14 protein-coding genes are annotated in these 16,957 nt (G+C 37.0%); 4 read left to right on the plus strand and 10 right to left on the minus strand.

Going from position 1 to position 16,957, the window contains the following annotated elements; translation table 11 throughout:
* Positions 1-122: 122 nt before the first annotated feature.
* Complete coding sequence (locus tag FLV_RS12265; protein ID WP_243234135.1) at positions 123-1,295, plus strand: rhodanese-like domain-containing protein; 1,173 nt, start codon at positions 123-125, stop codon at positions 1,293-1,295.
* Between the two features lie 71 nt (positions 1,296-1,366).
* Here FLV_RS12265 and FLV_RS12270 read toward each other — a convergent pair whose 3' ends face one another.
* A complete protein-coding gene (locus tag FLV_RS12270) occupies positions 1,367-1,699 on the minus strand; it encodes a winged helix-turn-helix transcriptional regulator (protein WP_243234136.1) in 333 nt (110 codons plus the stop codon).
* Between the two features lie 117 nt (positions 1,700-1,816).
* Between FLV_RS12270 and FLV_RS12275 the strand changes: the two genes are divergently transcribed.
* Positions 1,817-2,713 (plus strand): SDR family oxidoreductase, encoded by an 897-nt coding sequence (locus FLV_RS12275; protein WP_243234137.1) that lies wholly within the window; start codon positions 1,817-1,819, stop codon positions 2,711-2,713.
* A gap of 144 nt (positions 2,714-2,857) precedes the next feature.
* Here the strand turns inward: FLV_RS12275 and FLV_RS12280 are convergent, their stop codons facing one another.
* The 4 genes from FLV_RS12280 to FLV_RS12295 all read right to left on the minus strand — a co-directional run bounded on the left by FLV_RS12280 (position 2,858) and on the right by FLV_RS12295 (position 10,788).
* Positions 2,858-5,308, minus strand: a complete 2,451-nt coding sequence (locus FLV_RS12280) for a zinc-dependent metalloprotease (protein ID WP_243234138.1) — start codon at positions 5,306-5,308, stop codon at positions 2,858-2,860.
* Positions 5,309-5,313: 5 nt separating this feature from the next.
* On the minus strand, positions 5,314-6,738 hold the full coding sequence (locus FLV_RS12285) for a RagB/SusD family nutrient uptake outer membrane protein (protein WP_243234139.1): 1,425 nt from the start codon (positions 6,736-6,738) through the stop codon (positions 5,314-5,316).
* A gap of 4 nt (positions 6,739-6,742) precedes the next feature.
* Complete coding sequence (locus FLV_RS12290) at positions 6,743-9,988, minus strand: SusC/RagA family TonB-linked outer membrane protein (protein WP_243234140.1); 3,246 nt, start codon at positions 9,986-9,988, stop codon at positions 6,743-6,745.
* A gap of 422 nt (positions 9,989-10,410) precedes the next feature.
* On the minus strand, positions 10,411-10,788 hold the full coding sequence (locus tag FLV_RS12295; protein WP_243234141.1) for a hypothetical protein: 378 nt from the start codon (positions 10,786-10,788) through the stop codon (positions 10,411-10,413).
* A gap of 136 nt (positions 10,789-10,924) precedes the next feature.
* On the opposite strand from FLV_RS12295, the gene FLV_RS12300 reads away from it, so the two are divergent.
* Both FLV_RS12300 and FLV_RS12305 read left to right on the plus strand, forming a co-directional pair.
* Complete coding sequence (locus FLV_RS12300; protein WP_243234142.1) at positions 10,925-11,776, plus strand: helix-turn-helix domain-containing protein; 852 nt, start codon at positions 10,925-10,927, stop codon at positions 11,774-11,776.
* A 70-nt stretch (positions 11,777-11,846) separates the two neighbouring features.
* Positions 11,847-12,419 carry a DUF417 family protein gene (locus FLV_RS12305; protein WP_243234143.1) on the plus strand — a complete coding sequence of 191 codons (573 nt, stop codon included), beginning with the start codon at positions 11,847-11,849 and terminating at the stop codon, positions 12,417-12,419.
* Between the two features lie 61 nt (positions 12,420-12,480).
* Here the strand turns inward: FLV_RS12305 and FLV_RS12310 are convergent, their stop codons facing one another.
* The 5 genes from FLV_RS12310 to FLV_RS12330 form a co-directional block, all read right to left on the minus strand.
* Entirely contained in the window at positions 12,481-12,729 is a 249-nt protein-coding gene (locus FLV_RS12310) for a hypothetical protein (protein WP_243234144.1), read from the minus strand.
* Positions 12,730-12,894: 165 nt separating this feature from the next.
* Positions 12,895-14,256, minus strand: coding sequence for an MATE family efflux transporter (locus tag FLV_RS12315; protein WP_243234145.1), 1,362 nt, complete (start codon positions 14,254-14,256; stop codon positions 12,895-12,897).
* A gap of 113 nt (positions 14,257-14,369) precedes the next feature.
* A complete protein-coding gene (locus FLV_RS12320) occupies positions 14,370-15,242 on the minus strand; it encodes an AraC family transcriptional regulator (RefSeq protein ID WP_243234146.1) in 873 nt (290 codons plus the stop codon).
* An 82-nt stretch (positions 15,243-15,324) separates the two neighbouring features.
* Positions 15,325-16,242 carry an HPP family protein gene (locus FLV_RS12325; protein ID WP_243234147.1) on the minus strand — a complete coding sequence of 306 codons (918 nt, stop codon included), beginning with the start codon at positions 16,240-16,242 and terminating at the stop codon, positions 15,325-15,327.
* Positions 16,243-16,366: 124 nt separating this feature from the next.
* Positions 16,367-16,909 (minus strand): cysteine hydrolase family protein, encoded by a 543-nt coding sequence (locus FLV_RS12330; RefSeq protein WP_243234148.1) that lies wholly within the window; start codon positions 16,907-16,909, stop codon positions 16,367-16,369.
* Positions 16,910-16,957: the final 48 nt, after the last annotated feature.

The following is a 16,957-nucleotide window of genomic DNA, read 5'->3' on the forward strand; positions in this document are numbered from 1 at the left end:
CCATTCGCTGTAATTCCATCAACTTTGTTTTCATTAATTAAGGACTTTTAGCTTCTGCTTTTTAATAAAAAGATCCCTGTCTCAATTTAACATCAGAACATAATCTCATTTAAATAATAAAAATGAATAAATACCTGCTTACAACTATTTTGTCTCTTTTAAGTTTTTGTTTTTATTCCCAGGATTTCAAGTCGGACAATGTACGTTATCAGACTATTTCATGGAATGACTTCTTTAAAAAGCTGGATCACAACCCTAAACTTTTTTATTACGACATACGCTCTGAAGCCGAAAGAAACGACAGTATTAAAGCTGCTCCCTACAATCAAGGAAAAATAAAAGGAGCAATAGAAACTGATTTTGCTGATTTTGCAAAATACTACCCTGAATATTTAAAGCATAAAAATGACACGATTTACCTTTATTGCAGTCACAGCAAAAGATCAAGGTATTTAGCCAAACAACTCCGTGATAGTTCCTTTTTACATGTAGTAAATATCAACGGCGGATTATCATACTTCAATACCCTTTCTGAAAGAGAAATGCCTTATAAAAATAAGTATTATACCAACAGCCTAAAATACAAATTAGCATCCCCGTCTGATTTTACGAAAGCTCTAAAAGATAAAAACTGCCAGATCGTGGATGTAAGACCCGATAGTTTGTATTATGGAAAGGCGAATATTGAAAAAGCAAATTCATTTGGAAATATCAGATCTGCCCTTCATATACCTTATAACAAAATAAAAGATAATCTAAAGCTGCTGGACAAAAACAAAACTATTCTACTATTGGATAATGAATGTACGTTAAGTCCTATTGCCGGTAACTATCTCATTGAAAAAGGATATAAAACGAGTGTGCTGCTTTTTGGGATTGATAATTTAATCCGAACTATTCCAACCAACGATCGGCCTTTTTTGAAAACAAAGTATCAGATGATTCTGCCTGAAGAATTAATAAATCTTTCCAAAAAGAAAAATACCATCATAATAGATGTTAGAACACAAGCTGAATATAACAGCACTTCTAAAGAAGGGTGGAAAAATGTTGGAAAGTTAAAAAATGCTGTCAGCATACCATTACAGATACTTAGTAAAGAAAAAATGGCTGCCTACAACGGCAAAAAAATTGTCATTTACGATATGATGATGAAAGAAGATGTATATGAGTTTGCAAAGCATTTAAATGAATTTGGGATTAATGATTTCAAGATACTTGTTGGCGGCATTAATCAGCTAAAAGAAGGAATTTATGATTATCAAAAAACAGACTTAAAGAATTTATTGGATTAACAAAAGCTTTAAACTTATATCCTAAATTATAGAACAATAAAAACTGACCTGACTAAAAAAATCGGTAAAAACTAAACCAAATTTTCCAGTCCAAAAGCTGCTATCTGATCTATAATTGGTAAGGTTTTCAAACCTAGTTCTGTCAATTTATATTCGACTCTTGGCGGAATTTCCGGATATGCTTTTTTGCTGACCAAATTATGCTCAACTAAAGAATTCAATTCCTGAATGAGCATTTTTTCACTAATACCCACTACTGCCCTTTTAAGTTCTCCGTATCTTATGGTTCGGGTATTAATCTGATACAAAATCATCATGGTCCATTTACCGCTCAAAATGTTCAACGATTTTTTTACAGGACAGTTTGTATCGCAGGCATTAATTATTTTTATTTTTTTTTCCATTGATTTTCAATATTTCTAACCATTAAGTAAGTACCCAACTAAAACGTAAGTACTTGTGCAAAAGTAAGTTATTAATTAGTTTTACCAAAAAATAAAAACAATTAAATAAAAAATAAAATGAAAGTACTAGTATTTGGAGCCACAGGTTCACAGCAGTTTCATGTAATTGAAGAAGCAAAAAATAAGGGAGCAGAAGTTTACGCTGCAACCAGCTCAGAAAAAAGTTTTGCAAAATTAGCGGCCGCAGGTGCAATTCCTATATTGGGAGACATGTCTGATGCAGAAAAAATGAAAGAAATCACTAAAGGAATAGATTCGATTGCTTTATTAATACCTGCATCCCTTCAGAATCCTGCCGACGGATTTAATTTTGCTAAAAATGTCATAGATGCAGCCAAGAAAAATGGCGTAAAAATGGTAGTCTGGAATACGAGCGGTTATCTTGCGCCACAAAAAATTGGAATACCTATGGAAGATGCAAAAGTAGATGTAAAATTATACTTCGAGCACAGCGGTGTGCCGTATGTAATTATTGAACCTCCATTTTATGCCGAAAACTTACTGGCACCCTACACAACGGATTATGTTAAAAAAGAAAGAAAAGTGGCTTATCCTACTCCAGAAGATATGCCTATCGGCTGGATTGCATCAAGGGATGTAAGTGCATTTGTGGTTGAAGCTTTATATAAACCAGAGCTTTCAGGCCAGTCATTTATGATCAGCGGTCTGGATAATCTTAAAGGAAATGATCTTGCTGAAAAATTCTCAATTGGATTGGGTGAGAAAACGACATTCTATGCCATGCCTCCAAAAGAATTTGGAGATATACTGAGTAATTTTATGGAAGAAAATGCTGCCAGAGGAGTGCAGTCCTATTACGAAATGCTTGCCAGCTCAACTGTTTATCCTTCCAAGTTCAATCCTAATATGAAAGAGGTCCTGGAAAAACTGCCGGTAAAAATGACCCCAATGGAAGACTGGGTTAAATTACATAAGGAACTTTTTATTGGCTAATTTTTTTTTTGAAAAAGCAACAAGAATATCGAAATGTTTTTGTTGCTTTTTTTCTATTGCACATTCAAATTACTGTAAACCAATATCATAGTTTTCTATTTTCATCTATAAGCAAATATTATTATACGCTTGAATGTGTAAAAACTATTCCCCTTTAAAATTATTTTTATTGAGCTTATACATTATTTGTTCCAACTCAGCAAGAACATTTTCAAAATGATCTTTGTTTAATCCGGTTGCAGTCTTCATTAAGCTTTCAATATCATCTCTTAGTTTGACAAGATGCTGTTTTGCGTATAACCTTACGTCACTTCGCTGTGCATTATTTAAAGCTTTACCGGCATCCAAATCTTTAGGCAAAAGAAGCCTGCTTAATTTCTCGATATAGCTGCGCTGCAAAGCACGTCTGTAAAAATCCTGTTTTATGTCACCGCTAAAGTTTATCCATACGGTTTGCTGCAAATCGTTTAAAAATTCCGGCACCGTATATGCTCCTTCAAATTGCATCGATTTGAGGCTGATATTGTAAAGCATCCCTGAACTGAGCAGCATATTCAATACCTGATCCTGCTGATCTGAAATTTCCTCTGCTGTTTTTAAAGCAATTAGCTGATCTATTTCCTGCGGATACATCCAAAGTGGGGCCACAAAAACCTGTCTTCCTATGTAATCGATTACCGACTTTACTTTTGCCTTAGCAACAGGCTGATATACCACACCTTTTTCATCGACAGTTCTTTTTGTTATGTAATTACTGCCAAAATATTTCAGGACATGATACAAGTACAAACTATATTGTTTTACCATCGCCTTATGCATATCTGATAAATTATCATAGGCATCATTAGGCTGATACGTCCAGGCAATAAGATTAGGCACTACACGCTTTAAATTTTTGATTCCGTAATCGCTTGCAAGCACGGCGTCATCACCAAGATCTTCGGTCTGGCTGCGGGGATCTTCGTCCTTTCCCTCTCCTCCAAACCATAATTTAGGATTAGCCGTTAAACTATCAGTGGTTATCTTGGCTAAAATTTTCTCTTCTTCATACTCATCTTTAGCTTTAGCATAATAGCTGTATCCCCATTTAATTGCCCATTTGTCATACATACCTATACGGGGGTAAATTCCTTTTGGACTAATATTGTCCTGCGGCTGGGCGACATAGTTAAAACGTGCATAATCCATAATAGAAACGGTATGTCCGTTTGCTTCGACCCATTTTTTATCTCGTAGTTTTTCCACCGGAGTAGCACTGCTGGCGCCCATATTATGTCTTAAACCGATGGTATGCCCAATTTCATGAGAAGATACAAAGCGAATCAACTGCCCCATTAATTCATCGTCTAAATGCATTTTTCTGGCTCTTGGATCTAATGGTCCTGCCTGAATCATGTACCATCTCTGCACTAATTTCATTACATTATGATACCAGCCCACATGACTTTCGATAATTTCTCCGCTTCTTGGGTCACTCACTCTTGGTCCGTAAGCATTAGGTGTTTCTGAGGCGTAATATCTCACTACAGAATATCTGGCATCTTCCAGACTCATGGTTTTATCGCCCTCCGGCCATTCTTTGCCCACAATTGCATTTTTAAAACCGGCTGCTTCAAAAGCTTTCTGCCAATCGTTGATTCCCGCAATCAGATAAGGTCTCCATTTTTTTGGCGTTGCCGGATCAATATAATAGACAATCTGCTTTTTGGGTTCGACCAATTCGCCATTTAGATATTTCTTGATGTCTTTTTCTTTCGGTTCCAGGCGATAACGCTGAATAATGAATTTTGTCTCGGCACGCTGCTGCTCATCATCAAACAAAACATATTTATTAGCAAAATAACCCACCCTTTCGTCAGCAAAACGTTTTCGCATAGGTGTTTTAGGAAGCAGTACAATTGAGGTATTTAATCTCAGGGTTACACTTCCGCTGCTTGCTGCAGCCTGTGTGTATGTTTTTGTGGTTTTTATTTCAATGTTTATAGGATAGACATCTATATTCTCGATAAAGGATTTATCATCAGCAAGAGAGGTAAGTTTTCTATCTGTTTTCTCTTTGCTTTCCAAAGAAAACATCGCATTATCTTTTTTGAAAGCATCCGTTACATCAATCACTACATTTCCTGTATCAGGATTGATTGTTTTTATGGAAAAAGCGCTGACAATCGGATTTTCGTTACTCCCGGCTAATGCTTTTGCGAGCATCGATTCGGCGTTGCGAACATCTTGTTTGTACTGCAATGATCTTAAATAAACAGTGTTGTTCGATCCTTTTTCAAAGTAAATGGTCTGCTCGTTGGTTTTCTCTCCTCCAAAACGTCCAAAACCTTCAGGAGTAGAAAGATATCGGGTTACCACCAGCATATACCGATTAAACAAACTGTCCGGAATTTGAAAATAAAACTTAGTATCTACGTGACTAACCATAAAAAGACCTGATTTGTTTTTAGTACTGTCTCTAATGATTTTATTATAAGGCTGCAGCCCTTTTGGCTGGGTACTGGTACTATCGGATTTTTTTTCTGTCGGGGTTTGGGCAAAAGTATGCTGGTGTCCTGCAATCAGGATAGCTAATACTATAAATAATTTCTTCATTAGAATTAAAATGGGACTTTTTCGTCTGTGTTTAAAGTAAGCTTTGGATTTTTTGTCAGAGCAGACAAAGGAAACGGAACGATGTATAATCTGGAATTAGGCTGCAACGTATATGTTTTTTGAGGAACTGTTTTGTTTACAATTGGAAATACTCTTGTAATCGTTTTTGCATATTCGGTTTCATTGTTGAATCGTTTAAGGTCAAAAAAGCGATGAAAGCCTAAAAGCAATTCTTTCCTGCGTTCGTTTATAACCAATTCCATCGTTTCTTTTCTAGTTGCTGGAACCGCCAGATTAACAGTTCCGGATAAAATACGTTTTGCTCTTAAGGCATTTAAAACACCAACAGCCTGGCTCAAATTATCTTCTCTGGCATAACATTCAGCCAGCATCAGGTAAACCTCAGGCGTTTTCATACCAACTGTAGGATAAAAAAATCTTGTGTATTGCGTTGCCCAATAGGCAGTATTTGATCCCTGATCCAGATTGGTGGTGCTGGTAGAATTGAAAAACAAGTTAAAACGTGCATCATTGGTACCAAATAAAGTTCTCAGCTCCGGGCTGATTATATAGCTTTGTGCAAAGTTCATCTCGTTATACCCTGTCATGTACATATAGCTCAATACTTCTACATTATTTACTGCCGGTACAGCCACTGCAGCTGGTCCGCCTTGCGCGCTGTATGCTTTCATGTCAAAAATCTGATTGTTATAACTTAACGACTTTTCGGCAGCTTCTTTTGCCTTGGCAATTTCACGCTTAAACAAATGGACTTTAGCTTTAAAAGCGTATGCAAATGCTAGTGAAGGATGGTAAACATCCATTGGTTTTTCCTGAATAAATGGCAGTGCCTCTTCTATATCTTTCTGGATAAATTCATAAACCTGCGCGACGGTAGATTTTGCAGGCTGGGCTTCCAGATCAAATTTATCCATGATGCAAATGCCACCATCAGTAGCTGCAGTCCCCGGATCATATGCTTTTGCATAGGTGTTTATAAGTAAAAAGTGATCGTATGCTCTGTAAATTTTAGCTTCGGCTTTTGCTAATTGTTTTACGCTCGACTCTCCTTTACTGTCATCAACCAATGAAATAATAGTATTCCAGCGGTTAATATAGGTGTAGGCCTGATTGTAAAAACTGGAACCTGCCATTATAGCGACTCTATCTGTGCTTTCATCAAAAGTAAAATTGATAATATCGATGTTGGGAGTTTTTCCTATCACATTGGCTTCTCTCATCCACTGATCGTCTGACAAATATTGAAAGTTATTGATGGGATAGCCTCTATTGGGCAGCGATACTGTTTCAAGAAACTGATCAGCTGTTTCAATAACTAAAGACCCTTTAGGCGTCACATCAGTGTAATCTTCACATGACGTTGCCATTAAAAGCAGGAATGGGAGTATAATAATAAATAAATGTTTCATTTTTTTAGATTGTAAGATTAAAACCAAATAAGAACGTTTGAGGCAATGGCAGATTACGTGTGCCGGAATTAGCCGAGTACACTTCAGGATCAATATGATTCCCGGCAGCACTCCAATACCAAAGATTGTTCACCTGAAAAGTAAATTTAGCCGAGGCCACTCTGCTTTTAGATGTAAAAGATTTTGGCAGGCTGTAGCCTAGGGAAATATTTCTAAGTTTGATGTAATCTCCATCGATGACATTTACATCTGAATTTCGCCATTGGCTGCTTATCGTTCCGGCGTAGTTTCGAACACTTTCATCAAAATCAACATATAATCGGGTATTACCATTTGGGTTCGAATCGGTATAACGATCAGCAATACCGGCATTGTTTACTGCATCAGAGCTCATATCAAGAACATCCTTACGCATTACATTGCCGCCTGAAAAAACAAACAACAGGTTTAAATCAAATTGTCCATAAGAAAATCGCTGTGAGAGCGAACCGGTGTAAGTGGGTATTAAGGTTCCCATATTTACTAAAGCCTCCGTTTTTGTAACTGTTTTTATGCTGGTTGATACCGGATTTCCATCTGCATCAAAGGTGATAGATGGATTTCCATTTTCATCCAGAACATAAGGATATCCGTTTACTGTTCCTCCATATTTGTAGGCATATAAACTATTGTAAGTTTCATTTTCTAAAAAGTAATCGGATGGTGAACTTATGTATACCGAGGCATTGGATTGCGCCCTTGTAATTTTCTTAACGGTAGTTTGGTTAAAACCAATTACAAAATTGGAACTTATGCGGAAATTACCATTATTATACCAGTCAGAGCCTATACTAAATTCAGCTCCTTTATTTAGTAAAGCACCTGCATTAATTCTTCTGGTAAGCGCCCCAACCGTTGGATCTAAATCTGTTGTAGCCAATAAATCGGTGCTGTATTTGCGGTACAAATCAATGCTTCCCCTTAACTTATTTTTAAAAAAACTGTAATCCAGGCCTAGATTTGCCGTTTCTGTTTTTTCCCATCTCAGCATTGGATTTGGCTGTCCTGTGATATTGATATATTGTAGCGATTGGTACAAGTTATCATTTCTTCTTGTAGCCGTTACGTATGGGGTTGTGCTTTGATCCACATTTCCGTTAATACCATAAGTTGCCCTAAGTTTCAGCGCACTGACCCATTGTATCTCTTTCATAAACCCTTCATTGCTGACATTCCATCCTAAACCGGCTGACCATAAAGGGCGGTTTTTATATTTTGGATCTACTCCAAATAAATCTGCCCTGTCTACCCTGTAGCTTCCCGTTATGTTGTACTTGGAGAAAAAGGTATAACCAACGCTGCTAAAAACCGAAAAATAACGATGCAGGATTTCCTGCTGTGTTCTTGATCCTGCTGCCAGAGTCCGATTGTTTCCATAGATATAACTCGCTACCCCTGTCTGGCTAAGCGCCAGGCTGTTGATAACTGAAGAGCTGAGTGTAACAGGGTCATATCCATATCTTAATTGCTCAACGGTTCTGGGTACAAAAGTTTCGCGCATTTCGGTACCCACCAGGGCGTTAACGGCATGTCTGCCACCGCCAAAATCCTGACTGTAATCCAATTGGTTCCTGAAAGAGTAGTTATTGGCCCGGCTGCTTAGCTGCTTGTATCGGCCTCCTGCAGAGAAACCGTCAACGTAAGTGTAGGCATTGGTTGCGGGATTATAACCTGTTAAAGCATTAATTGCATAACGCATTTTATAAGAGGTAATATCATTGAACTGCTCGTTATCATTTTTTCTTGTTTCATATTGAAACCGCGTATTAAAACTCAACCCTTTCCACAGCCTGGCCTGCAGATTTGCAAATGCTCTTACACTGAGTGAGTTTTGATGAGCAATACCTTGCTGAAGCTCCTCTAAAACATTAAAAGTAACAGGTTTAAAACCACTAAGGCTATTTATTCGTGCAGCTGCTGCAGGATTAATAACACCCCCAGACGTAAATCCATCGGTAATACCCACAAATGGCGATATTACCAAATTTCCATTATCATCAACAATACGCTCGTATCTTTTTTGAATATCGTAATTTCCAAAACTGGAATCCGTAACATCTTCATTACTTAAAGTACCATTTAATCCAATTGTTGCATCTAACCATTTATTTAGCTGAAAACTGCTTTTTGCATAAAGGTTAAACGACCGTCTCTCGTTGTTTATAATACGCCCTGCTGCCTGGTCATAATTAAAGGACACGTAGGTGTTCTGCTTGCTGTTACTGCCTGAAAATGCAATATTGTAACGCTGCCTCAGCTCATTCTGCCATACATTATCACGATAATCTTTCATGTAGTCGTTCTTTCTCCACCTCGCAATGGTGCTATTGTAATCTGCATTACTGATTTTTCCTTCTTCCAGATCTCTGTTGAGCTGGTAAAGAGGGCTGTAATATTTCATACTGCTGCCGCCGATGTCTCCATAACTGCTGAACATTGTAGCAGTATTGGCAAATCTTGCCCGCTCCCTGTTGTACACAGCCTGCTCTAAATCCATTACATCACTTGTAGTGGCGTAATTCATATCCCTCAGATTGGGTTTTGAAGCAATAAATAAATCTGAATTGATGGTTACTTTTAAACTGCCACTTCCTTTTTTTGTAGTCAAAACAATAATGCCGTTTGCAGCCCTTGAACCATAAATGGAGGCTGCTGCTGCATCTTTAAGCACGTTAACGCTTTCAATATCATAAGGGTTGATGTCTTCGAGGGTCAATTCTGTTGGCAGTCCATCAATTACCAGCAGCGGACTGTATCCGACCTGCAGTGATGAAAAAGTGCCTATACCTCTTAAAATAGGCTTGTCTGCCCCCATTCCGGCAGGATTTTTTTGAAACATCAGACCTGCCACACGCCCTTCCAGCGCAGTCGCCAGATTTGCATTAATATTTTCATTTAAGGTTTTTTCATCTACTTTGGCAATGGCAGCAGTGGATGTGCTTCGGGCAAAGGTCTGATAACCTGTCACCAGTACTTCTTTCAACAATGAGACAGCTGGAGAGAGTGACACTACTATCACCGAAACTGCATCATTTTGGGTGTATTTTTCTTCCTTTTGATCAAAACCCATATAGGAGAATTGCAGACTAACTTCACGTCTGCTGCTTTCTATGATAAAATGGCCGTGATTATCGGTTTGGGAACTATTGGAAGTACCTTTTTCTGTTACCCTGACACCGGCTAGTCCTATGCCATCAGGATCTGTTACCATGCCATGAAGTTTCAGGCCGTTTTGTGCCAGAGAAGGTAATGCTGAAAAAAGAAAAATCAGAAAAAGGAATCGAAAAAAGTATTTATGAAATAAAATACTTTTTCTATTGAAATAAGATCTATACATTTTAATTTAAATTATTGATTGATCTTGGAGTTATTACACATAAAAGATAACAGCATTGCCATCTTAGCGGCTGCTGAACTCTTTTACATATCATCCAAAAAAAAGATTGCTGCAGCAATATGGCTGCGATAGTGACTCCAAATCTTTAAGTACTGTGCAAAAAACTGCGATAACATCAATTAATTACTAGAGCCTTATTTATAAGAAGACATTATAAATTTTAATAATTGGCCATAGTTATAGCTTTCACTTGCTGTGCTGCAATGAATAAAATACCAGTACGAATGGAAATAAAATTAAATAAAACAGGAAGGAGGACGGAATGTTGCCGAGCAAACTGACACCGGTTTTTCTTTCAGTTCCGTGAACGCAGCGTTCTTTGGCTCGGTAAAGGAAATCAAAAGCAGCTCAGCCGTAGGGCCGTTATCTATGTAAACCAGTTCACTCTTTTCCTTAAGAGTATCCTGCATTTCTTTTTCATTATCAGCATATTTTTTTATGCTTTTTTGAAGTTCACATCGACCATTACAGCTGTTAAAAACCAATTTTCGCTGTACGCAGATTGTTCTGGCGATTTTATCCTGATTTATTTTAAATGAAAAATATACAAACATACTTCCACAAGAAGGAAATAAGATTAAAAAAGAAAGTAATATAACTAGATATTTTCTCAAAATTGGTTTGTTGTTTGCGAGCCCAAAAGTACGATATTCTTGCTTTTATTTAAAGGAAAACCTTCCCTAATTTACACATAGGATTTAGTTTAATGATTATATAATTATATTTGTCATTCTATCTAAATTTAAAATTATGAATAGGATTTATTCAGAGAATGGAACATTATTACTTGGACTGCAATCCGAGAATATCCTCTCGGATAATCCTGTACAATTCAGTGAATATACTGTCTTGATTATAAGTGAAGGGGAAGGAACCTATTATGCCGACTTTGCCTCTTTTCCATTCAAGGCTCCCGTGGTACTTTTCTCTACGCCCCAGCAGTCCATTTACATAAGAGAAACTAAAAAATTAATTTCTACAGCACTGCAATTTCATGGTGATTTTTACTGCATTGAATTTCATAGAAATGAAGTCGCCTGTAATGGTTTGCTATTCAATAATATTTATCTTGAGCCCTCCGTTAACCTAACAGAAGAGCAGCATTTATTGTACAAGCAGATAGTGAAGAATCTTGCTGATGAACTCCAGCAGGAAGAACCATCCGAAATTGTACTCAGGGCATTCTTACAGCTTTTCCTGGCTAAATCCAGCAGTATCAAAATGAACAGCACTGAGCGGCTCGAACTGAAGAAAGATGAAAAAATGGATCAGTTTAAAACCCTTCTGGAAGACAATTTCCTGACACTTCACAAACCCAGTGATTACGCATCACTATTGGCCATTACTCCTAACAATTTAACAAAGCAATGCAATAACCGCTTCAATAAAACTCCTACACAAATGATCCAGGAACGTTTAATTCTGGAAGCAAAAAAACACCTTCACTTGACAAGGCTGAGTATTAAGGAAATTGCATTTGCCTTAAAATTTCAGGACGAATATTATTTCAGCCGTGTATTTAAGAAAATGACTAAAATCTCTCCCCAGACTTTTAGAAAAACCACGGGGATATCCATCGTAGCAGATTTGTCTAGGGAATAACATTTTTTGTCCATTTTCTCCCTTAGCCTGCTCAGTTAGCTTTGCATTGTAATTCTAAAAAAAAATAACAATGAAAAGTATTATTTTAAACACTGTGGCAAATCTGGATTCTTTAGGCAAAAAATTAATGCGAGCCGGCATTGTAATTGTTTTTCTATGGATAGGAGGACTTAAATTCTTTACTTACGAAGCTGACGGCATTGTTCCCTTTGTAGCAAACAGTCCTCTTATGTCATTTTTCTACAAAACTCCATCAGAATATAAAAATTATACAAACAAAGAAGGAGAATTAATACAGAAAAATCACCAATGGCATACTGATAATAACACCTACGCTTTTGCAAATGGGCTTGGGATTCTATTGATCGGTATTGCCTTTTTAGTAGCCATTCATTATTGGGCGCCGATGGCAAGCATGATTGGCAGCCTGCTTGTCTTTATACTCACCATTGGAACACTTTCCTTTTTAGTTACAACGCCGGAGAGCTGGGTTCCTCATCTGACCGATCATCAATATGGTTTCCCATATCTCTCAGGAAGAGGCAGATTAGTTCTTAAGGACATTGTTATTTTGGGTGGATCATTGATAACGATGAGCGAATCGGCAGCACTTTATCTAAAAAGAAATAGTGAGCAAAAATAATATACTTAATACAAAAGACCCTGTAATATCTTACAGGGTCTTTTCTAATAAATTATGGGCTCTACTTAAGAAACTTTATAGTATCTTCCAGATCTTCTTTTGTTATAAAGGCATTTATAAATTCCTGGACTTCATTTTTAAAATCCTTAGAGGTTTCAAAAAAGTTGATATGAAATTCTTCATCCTGATCGGCAATGTGAATGATCTGGGTATAGCCACGGGAAATTAAACTCCCTTTTAATTTAATTATATTCTGCTGCTGGTGATTATTCAAATCTTTACGTACCTGCAGTTTTACAGCCTTTTCCATTTTCTCCTCTTTTAAATACCGATGCTTTTCTCAAAATATAAAAATAGGAAATTACAAATTGAAAAAGTTATATTAATGATGCATTTCAGTACTATTTATTAACACTGAGTTAATACATTTTGATTCAAAAAATTCTTCCGCTTCTTACTATGATTTTATATTTTTTTACATCAAATTCTTAAGTCCTCTATTTATTACATATCTGAACCTGAAATAAAGCAGAACAGACGATGTTAACAAACCAAGAGTTAAACCGTACCAAATTCCCGCAATCCCTACATTGAAATGAATACCCATGATGTAGCAAGACGGCAGACCGATTATCCAATAAGCTACAAAGGTTATAAAAGTTGGAATATTGACATCTCCCATTCCTCTAAGGGCTCCTAATCCCACCACCTGCGTACCGTCAAAGAGCTGGAATATCCCTGCAATAATTAATAATTGTGCCGCCACTGCTATAACATCAGCATCACTTGTTATCAGGTAAGGCAGGTATTGATTAAAAAGTGTAAAAACAATAGCAAAGAAAAGCATAAAAGCAATAACCAGATGATAGGAAACCTTAGCAAACTTCTGAAGTCTTGCATAGTTCTTTTTTCCAAAACTATTTCCAATTTTAATGGTGGCAGCCGATGCAAGTCCTCCCGCCATCATATAAGTCATGGCAACAAGAGTAATGGCGGTCTGATGTGCAGCCTGTTCTGTTGCTCCAATATGGCCAGCCATTAAAGCCGCAACGGCAAAAGCTCCAATTTCAAATACATATTGCATGGCGACAGGTAATCCTATTTTTACCACTTTTAGAATTTTCGAAAAATCGATAAATTTTATTGAGAAATGGTGCAAATAAAGTTTAAAATGATCTGATCGAAGTACATACCAAACCATTACCATCATCATTAAGATTCTATCTATCAACGTTGCGATTCCTACTCCTTTAACTCCCATGGGTTCAATGCCAAAGAGTCCTTTTACCAAAATCACAGCAATAATAACGTTAAGCACATTTCCCCAAATCGTTATATTCATGGCCTGTCTTGTAAAACCAAGCCCTTCTGCAAACTGCTTGAATGTTTGGAAGATCATCAGAGGCAGAATCGATAAACTTAAAATCAACAGGTAAGGTTTTGCGGTTTCCACAACCTTTGGGTCTTGATCGGCATGCTGCATTGCAAACATAGATCCGAAATATACCACTAAAAAAAGAAACACTCCAGATACTATATTGAGCCATAAACTATTAGAAACAAGCCGGGCACACTCCGTATAGTTTGACTTTCCATTTTCCTGTGCAATTAGTGGTGTTAACCCATAGGCTATTCCCAATCCAATAACTAATACTACCATAAAAACAGAATGAACCAGCGAGACAGCTGCAAGGGATATAGTACCTGAATAATGACCTATAATAATAGTATCAAAAGTCTGCACCAAGGTATGACCCAGTTGTGAAATTACAACAGGTCCTGCCAATACTATTGTGCTTTGATAGTATAATTTATTGGGTTTGTATTTTTTAAACATATTAAACGGTGAGACTGCGTAAGGCAGATTAAAATCAAAAATACCAAGGAGTAGATTTCACTTACACCATGTCGCTTTTTGCATCTTTTTTATAATTTACTATTTGTTAAGGCTCATGAGAATATACCGTTTTTGTAATCTGAAAGGAACTGGGTGCTGGTAATTCCCGTCTGGCTCTTAAAAAATCGCATCATATGTCCGGGTTCGGAAAAATGAAGGTCATAGGCTATCTCAGCCACAGTTTTCCCGGAATGTATCAAGTCATTTTTAATTTCGAAAAGCAGTCTCTGCTTTAAGAGTTCTGTAGCGGTAACATTAAATTGTTTTTTTACACAAGTATTAATCGAAATTCTGCTCACATTCAATAACTCCGAATAATAGTCAATTCTCTGCTTTTCCCTGATATGCTTTTCCAATAACTGTTTGAACTGGTAAGCATAATTATTCTCAGCCCTTTCAATTGAGAGATTGTTTTTTTCGGCATACACCCTGTTGAATTTCAAAAGCAGGTAGTAGGTAAGAGATCTTATGATATGAATGCTGTCTTTCCTGCTGTCTGCCAGTTCTGATTTTATTTCGATAAGCAGATCTAGCGCTTTTTGCAATCCTTTTTTTTCAATAGAAATACTTAAAGGATAATTCAACTGATAAAAGTACAGCAGCCGGTAGGTGAAGAATTTGTCTGAGAAAAAATCGTTAAGAAAGTTTTCCTGGAATACCAAAACAGTAAAATCAAGCCCCTCTTTCTCCAAGACCCATTTTCTTTTTTGAAAAGGCGAAATAAAAACAGCTGTGTTGTCGGTAATATTGATTTTCTGCTGGTTTAGAATCAAAGTCCCCTTAGCTGTCTTAAAAAGTAAAATTTCAAAAAAATCGGTGTTATAAGTATCACGCTCCAGATATCTTTCACTCAGTGCGTCTCCATGCAGCACATTGAGAAGTACCTCAACGCCGCATTCGGATTTATGAAATTTTACGGTTTTCATTTGTTTGACTGGTATTTGCTGTTTGAAATGGTTTGCTTAATTTCTTTTAAATAAAATGCGTTCAATATCATAACACATGATCCTATAAATTCTTATCAGGGCGAAAAATTCCAAAACTCTTTCGTAACACCGCATTCTTGTAAAGGAATACAGTCCCCAAAATTATTATCGACATCAGCAGAACCTGAAAATAAAAATAGGCGTAAGAGGCATTCAATACCATTGGCAGGATCGCCATAGCATATGCCGGTGGAAGCCTGCATTTAAAGATACTTAAAATTAAGTATACTGCGGCAATATCTAACAAAACAGCCAGGATAAGATTATCCAGAAAATGTATAGATTGTATACCTGCAAAGGAGGCCAGGAACATACAGATAACCTGTTTTCTGAAGGTATCAACTTCATACGCCTCTTTGTGGACCGCTTCATAACCCGTTACAATTACAGGAGGAATAGCCGCCATGAACATCCATTTTTCCTGATTACAAATCAAGATCCATACTGCAACAAAGAGCATATAAATCAAACCTTCCCTGGAACTATGCTGTTTGATGCTGCAATCCACTTTTTGCTTACTTCCCACTAAAATCAAGTACAATGATAAGGCCGAAGTTAAAAGCAGAATCGAGATGATAAAGGAGTAAGATTCAGCATTGGTTATCACAGGAAGCAGACCTGTAGCTAGTGCAGGGGCAAGAAAACTTTTAAAAAGTTTCAAAACCAGCAGCATAAGAATTAATATCAAAATCAGCTTTTGAGCCAATTCAAGATCAAGCATGTTGACTAAAAAGCCCAATACGGCGGTGATGGAAGGCAGTAAAAATATATGTAGAGGCTTTGAAAGCCATATTGGGTTTTGATACATCAGGCAGCCTACAGCGAGCGCAGCCATTTCGGGAAGTATTATTTCCCTGCTGTCAAAAATTACAGAGGCTGCTATCATTACGATAATGATGCCGAAACCAATGATGCTTTTATTGTAAAATATCTTATTCATAAAAATTTATAACCTGCCTTGCGTAAATTTACAACTTCATTTACAAATGAGTTCCAACCACAAAAATGAGCCGTAATAAATTACAGCCCATTTTTATAAAATTAAATCCTAAACTTCTTTTTATTTAGGATAGCAGATATTGATCTGTTGTCTGGATTTTGGCGTAAAAGAATTCCAATGCCGCTAAAAATGCATTGTGTACATCGGCAGCCTTAATGTCCTGCCCGTTAATATGCAGGTCCATTGTAGCGCAGGCATCCCCAATTACAGTGCATTGAAATCCAAAATCGAAAGCAGCCCTTGTCCCTGCGTCTATGCACATATGGGTCATCATCCCTGCAATTACCAGATGTGTTATTTCCTTTGACTGCAGATATTCCAGCAGATCGGTATCCCTGAAACTGTTAGGATATTGTTTGGTTATCACTTTCTCTCCTGCCAGCGGTTTTACATTTTCGTGGATTTCCACTCCTTGTGTACCGGGAACAAAAAAGGGAACTCCTTCCCCGGATATGTGCTGTACATGGACAATTGTGCCATTTTCTTTTCTGAAATGTTCCAGTATTTTTTTTGCATTTTTACTTGCAGGAATTGGATTTACAAGTTCGAGTGCCCCTTTTTCAAAATATTCTTCCTGTATATCGATTAATATCAGAGCTTTATTCATTTTCATGTATTTTTTAATTTCTATTAGTCAAAATTAAAACTAAGACCA

Source organism: Flavobacterium pectinovorum (assembly GCF_022802975.1).
In the GTDB taxonomy this organism is placed as follows: domain Bacteria; phylum Bacteroidota; class Bacteroidia; order Flavobacteriales; family Flavobacteriaceae; genus Flavobacterium; species Flavobacterium pectinovorum_B.

Bases quoted from the DNA above. Each gene is read 5' to 3' on its own strand.
- FLV_RS12265 (WP_243234135.1), top strand. From the start codon at position 123: ATGAATAAATACCTGCTTACAACTATTTTGTCTCTTTTAAGTTTTTGT.
- FLV_RS12280 (WP_243234138.1), bottom strand. From the start codon at position 5,308: ATGAAGAAATTATTTATAGTATTAGCTATCCTGATTGCAGGACACCAG.
- FLV_RS12320 (WP_243234146.1), bottom strand. From the start codon at position 15,242: ATGAAAACCGTAAAATTTCATAAATCCGAATGCGGCGTTGAGGTACTT.
- FLV_RS12330 (WP_243234148.1), bottom strand. From the start codon at position 16,909: ATGAATAAAGCTCTGATATTAATCGATATACAGGAAGAATATTTTGAA.
- FLV_RS12315 (WP_243234145.1), bottom strand. From the start codon at position 14,256: ATGTTTAAAAAATACAAACCCAATAAATTATACTATCAAAGCACAATA.
- FLV_RS12310 (WP_243234144.1), bottom strand. From the start codon at position 12,729: ATGGAAAAGGCTGTAAAACTGCAGGTACGTAAAGATTTGAATAATCAC.
- FLV_RS12285 (WP_243234139.1), bottom strand. From the start codon at position 6,738: ATGAAACATTTATTTATTATTATACTCCCATTCCTGCTTTTAATGGCA.
- FLV_RS12325 (WP_243234147.1), bottom strand. From the start codon at position 16,242: ATGAATAAGATATTTTACAATAAAAGCATCATTGGTTTCGGCATCATT.
- FLV_RS12305 (WP_243234143.1), top strand. From the start codon at position 11,847: ATGAAAAGTATTATTTTAAACACTGTGGCAAATCTGGATTCTTTAGGC.
- FLV_RS12275 (WP_243234137.1), top strand. From the start codon at position 1,817: ATGAAAGTACTAGTATTTGGAGCCACAGGTTCACAGCAGTTTCATGTA.
- FLV_RS12300 (WP_243234142.1), top strand. From the start codon at position 10,925: ATGAATAGGATTTATTCAGAGAATGGAACATTATTACTTGGACTGCAA.
- FLV_RS12290 (WP_243234140.1), bottom strand. From the start codon at position 9,988: ATGGTAACAGATCCTGATGGCATAGGACTAGCCGGTGTCAGGGTAACA.
- FLV_RS12270 (WP_243234136.1), bottom strand. From the start codon at position 1,699: ATGGAAAAAAAAATAAAAATAATTAATGCCTGCGATACAAACTGTCCT.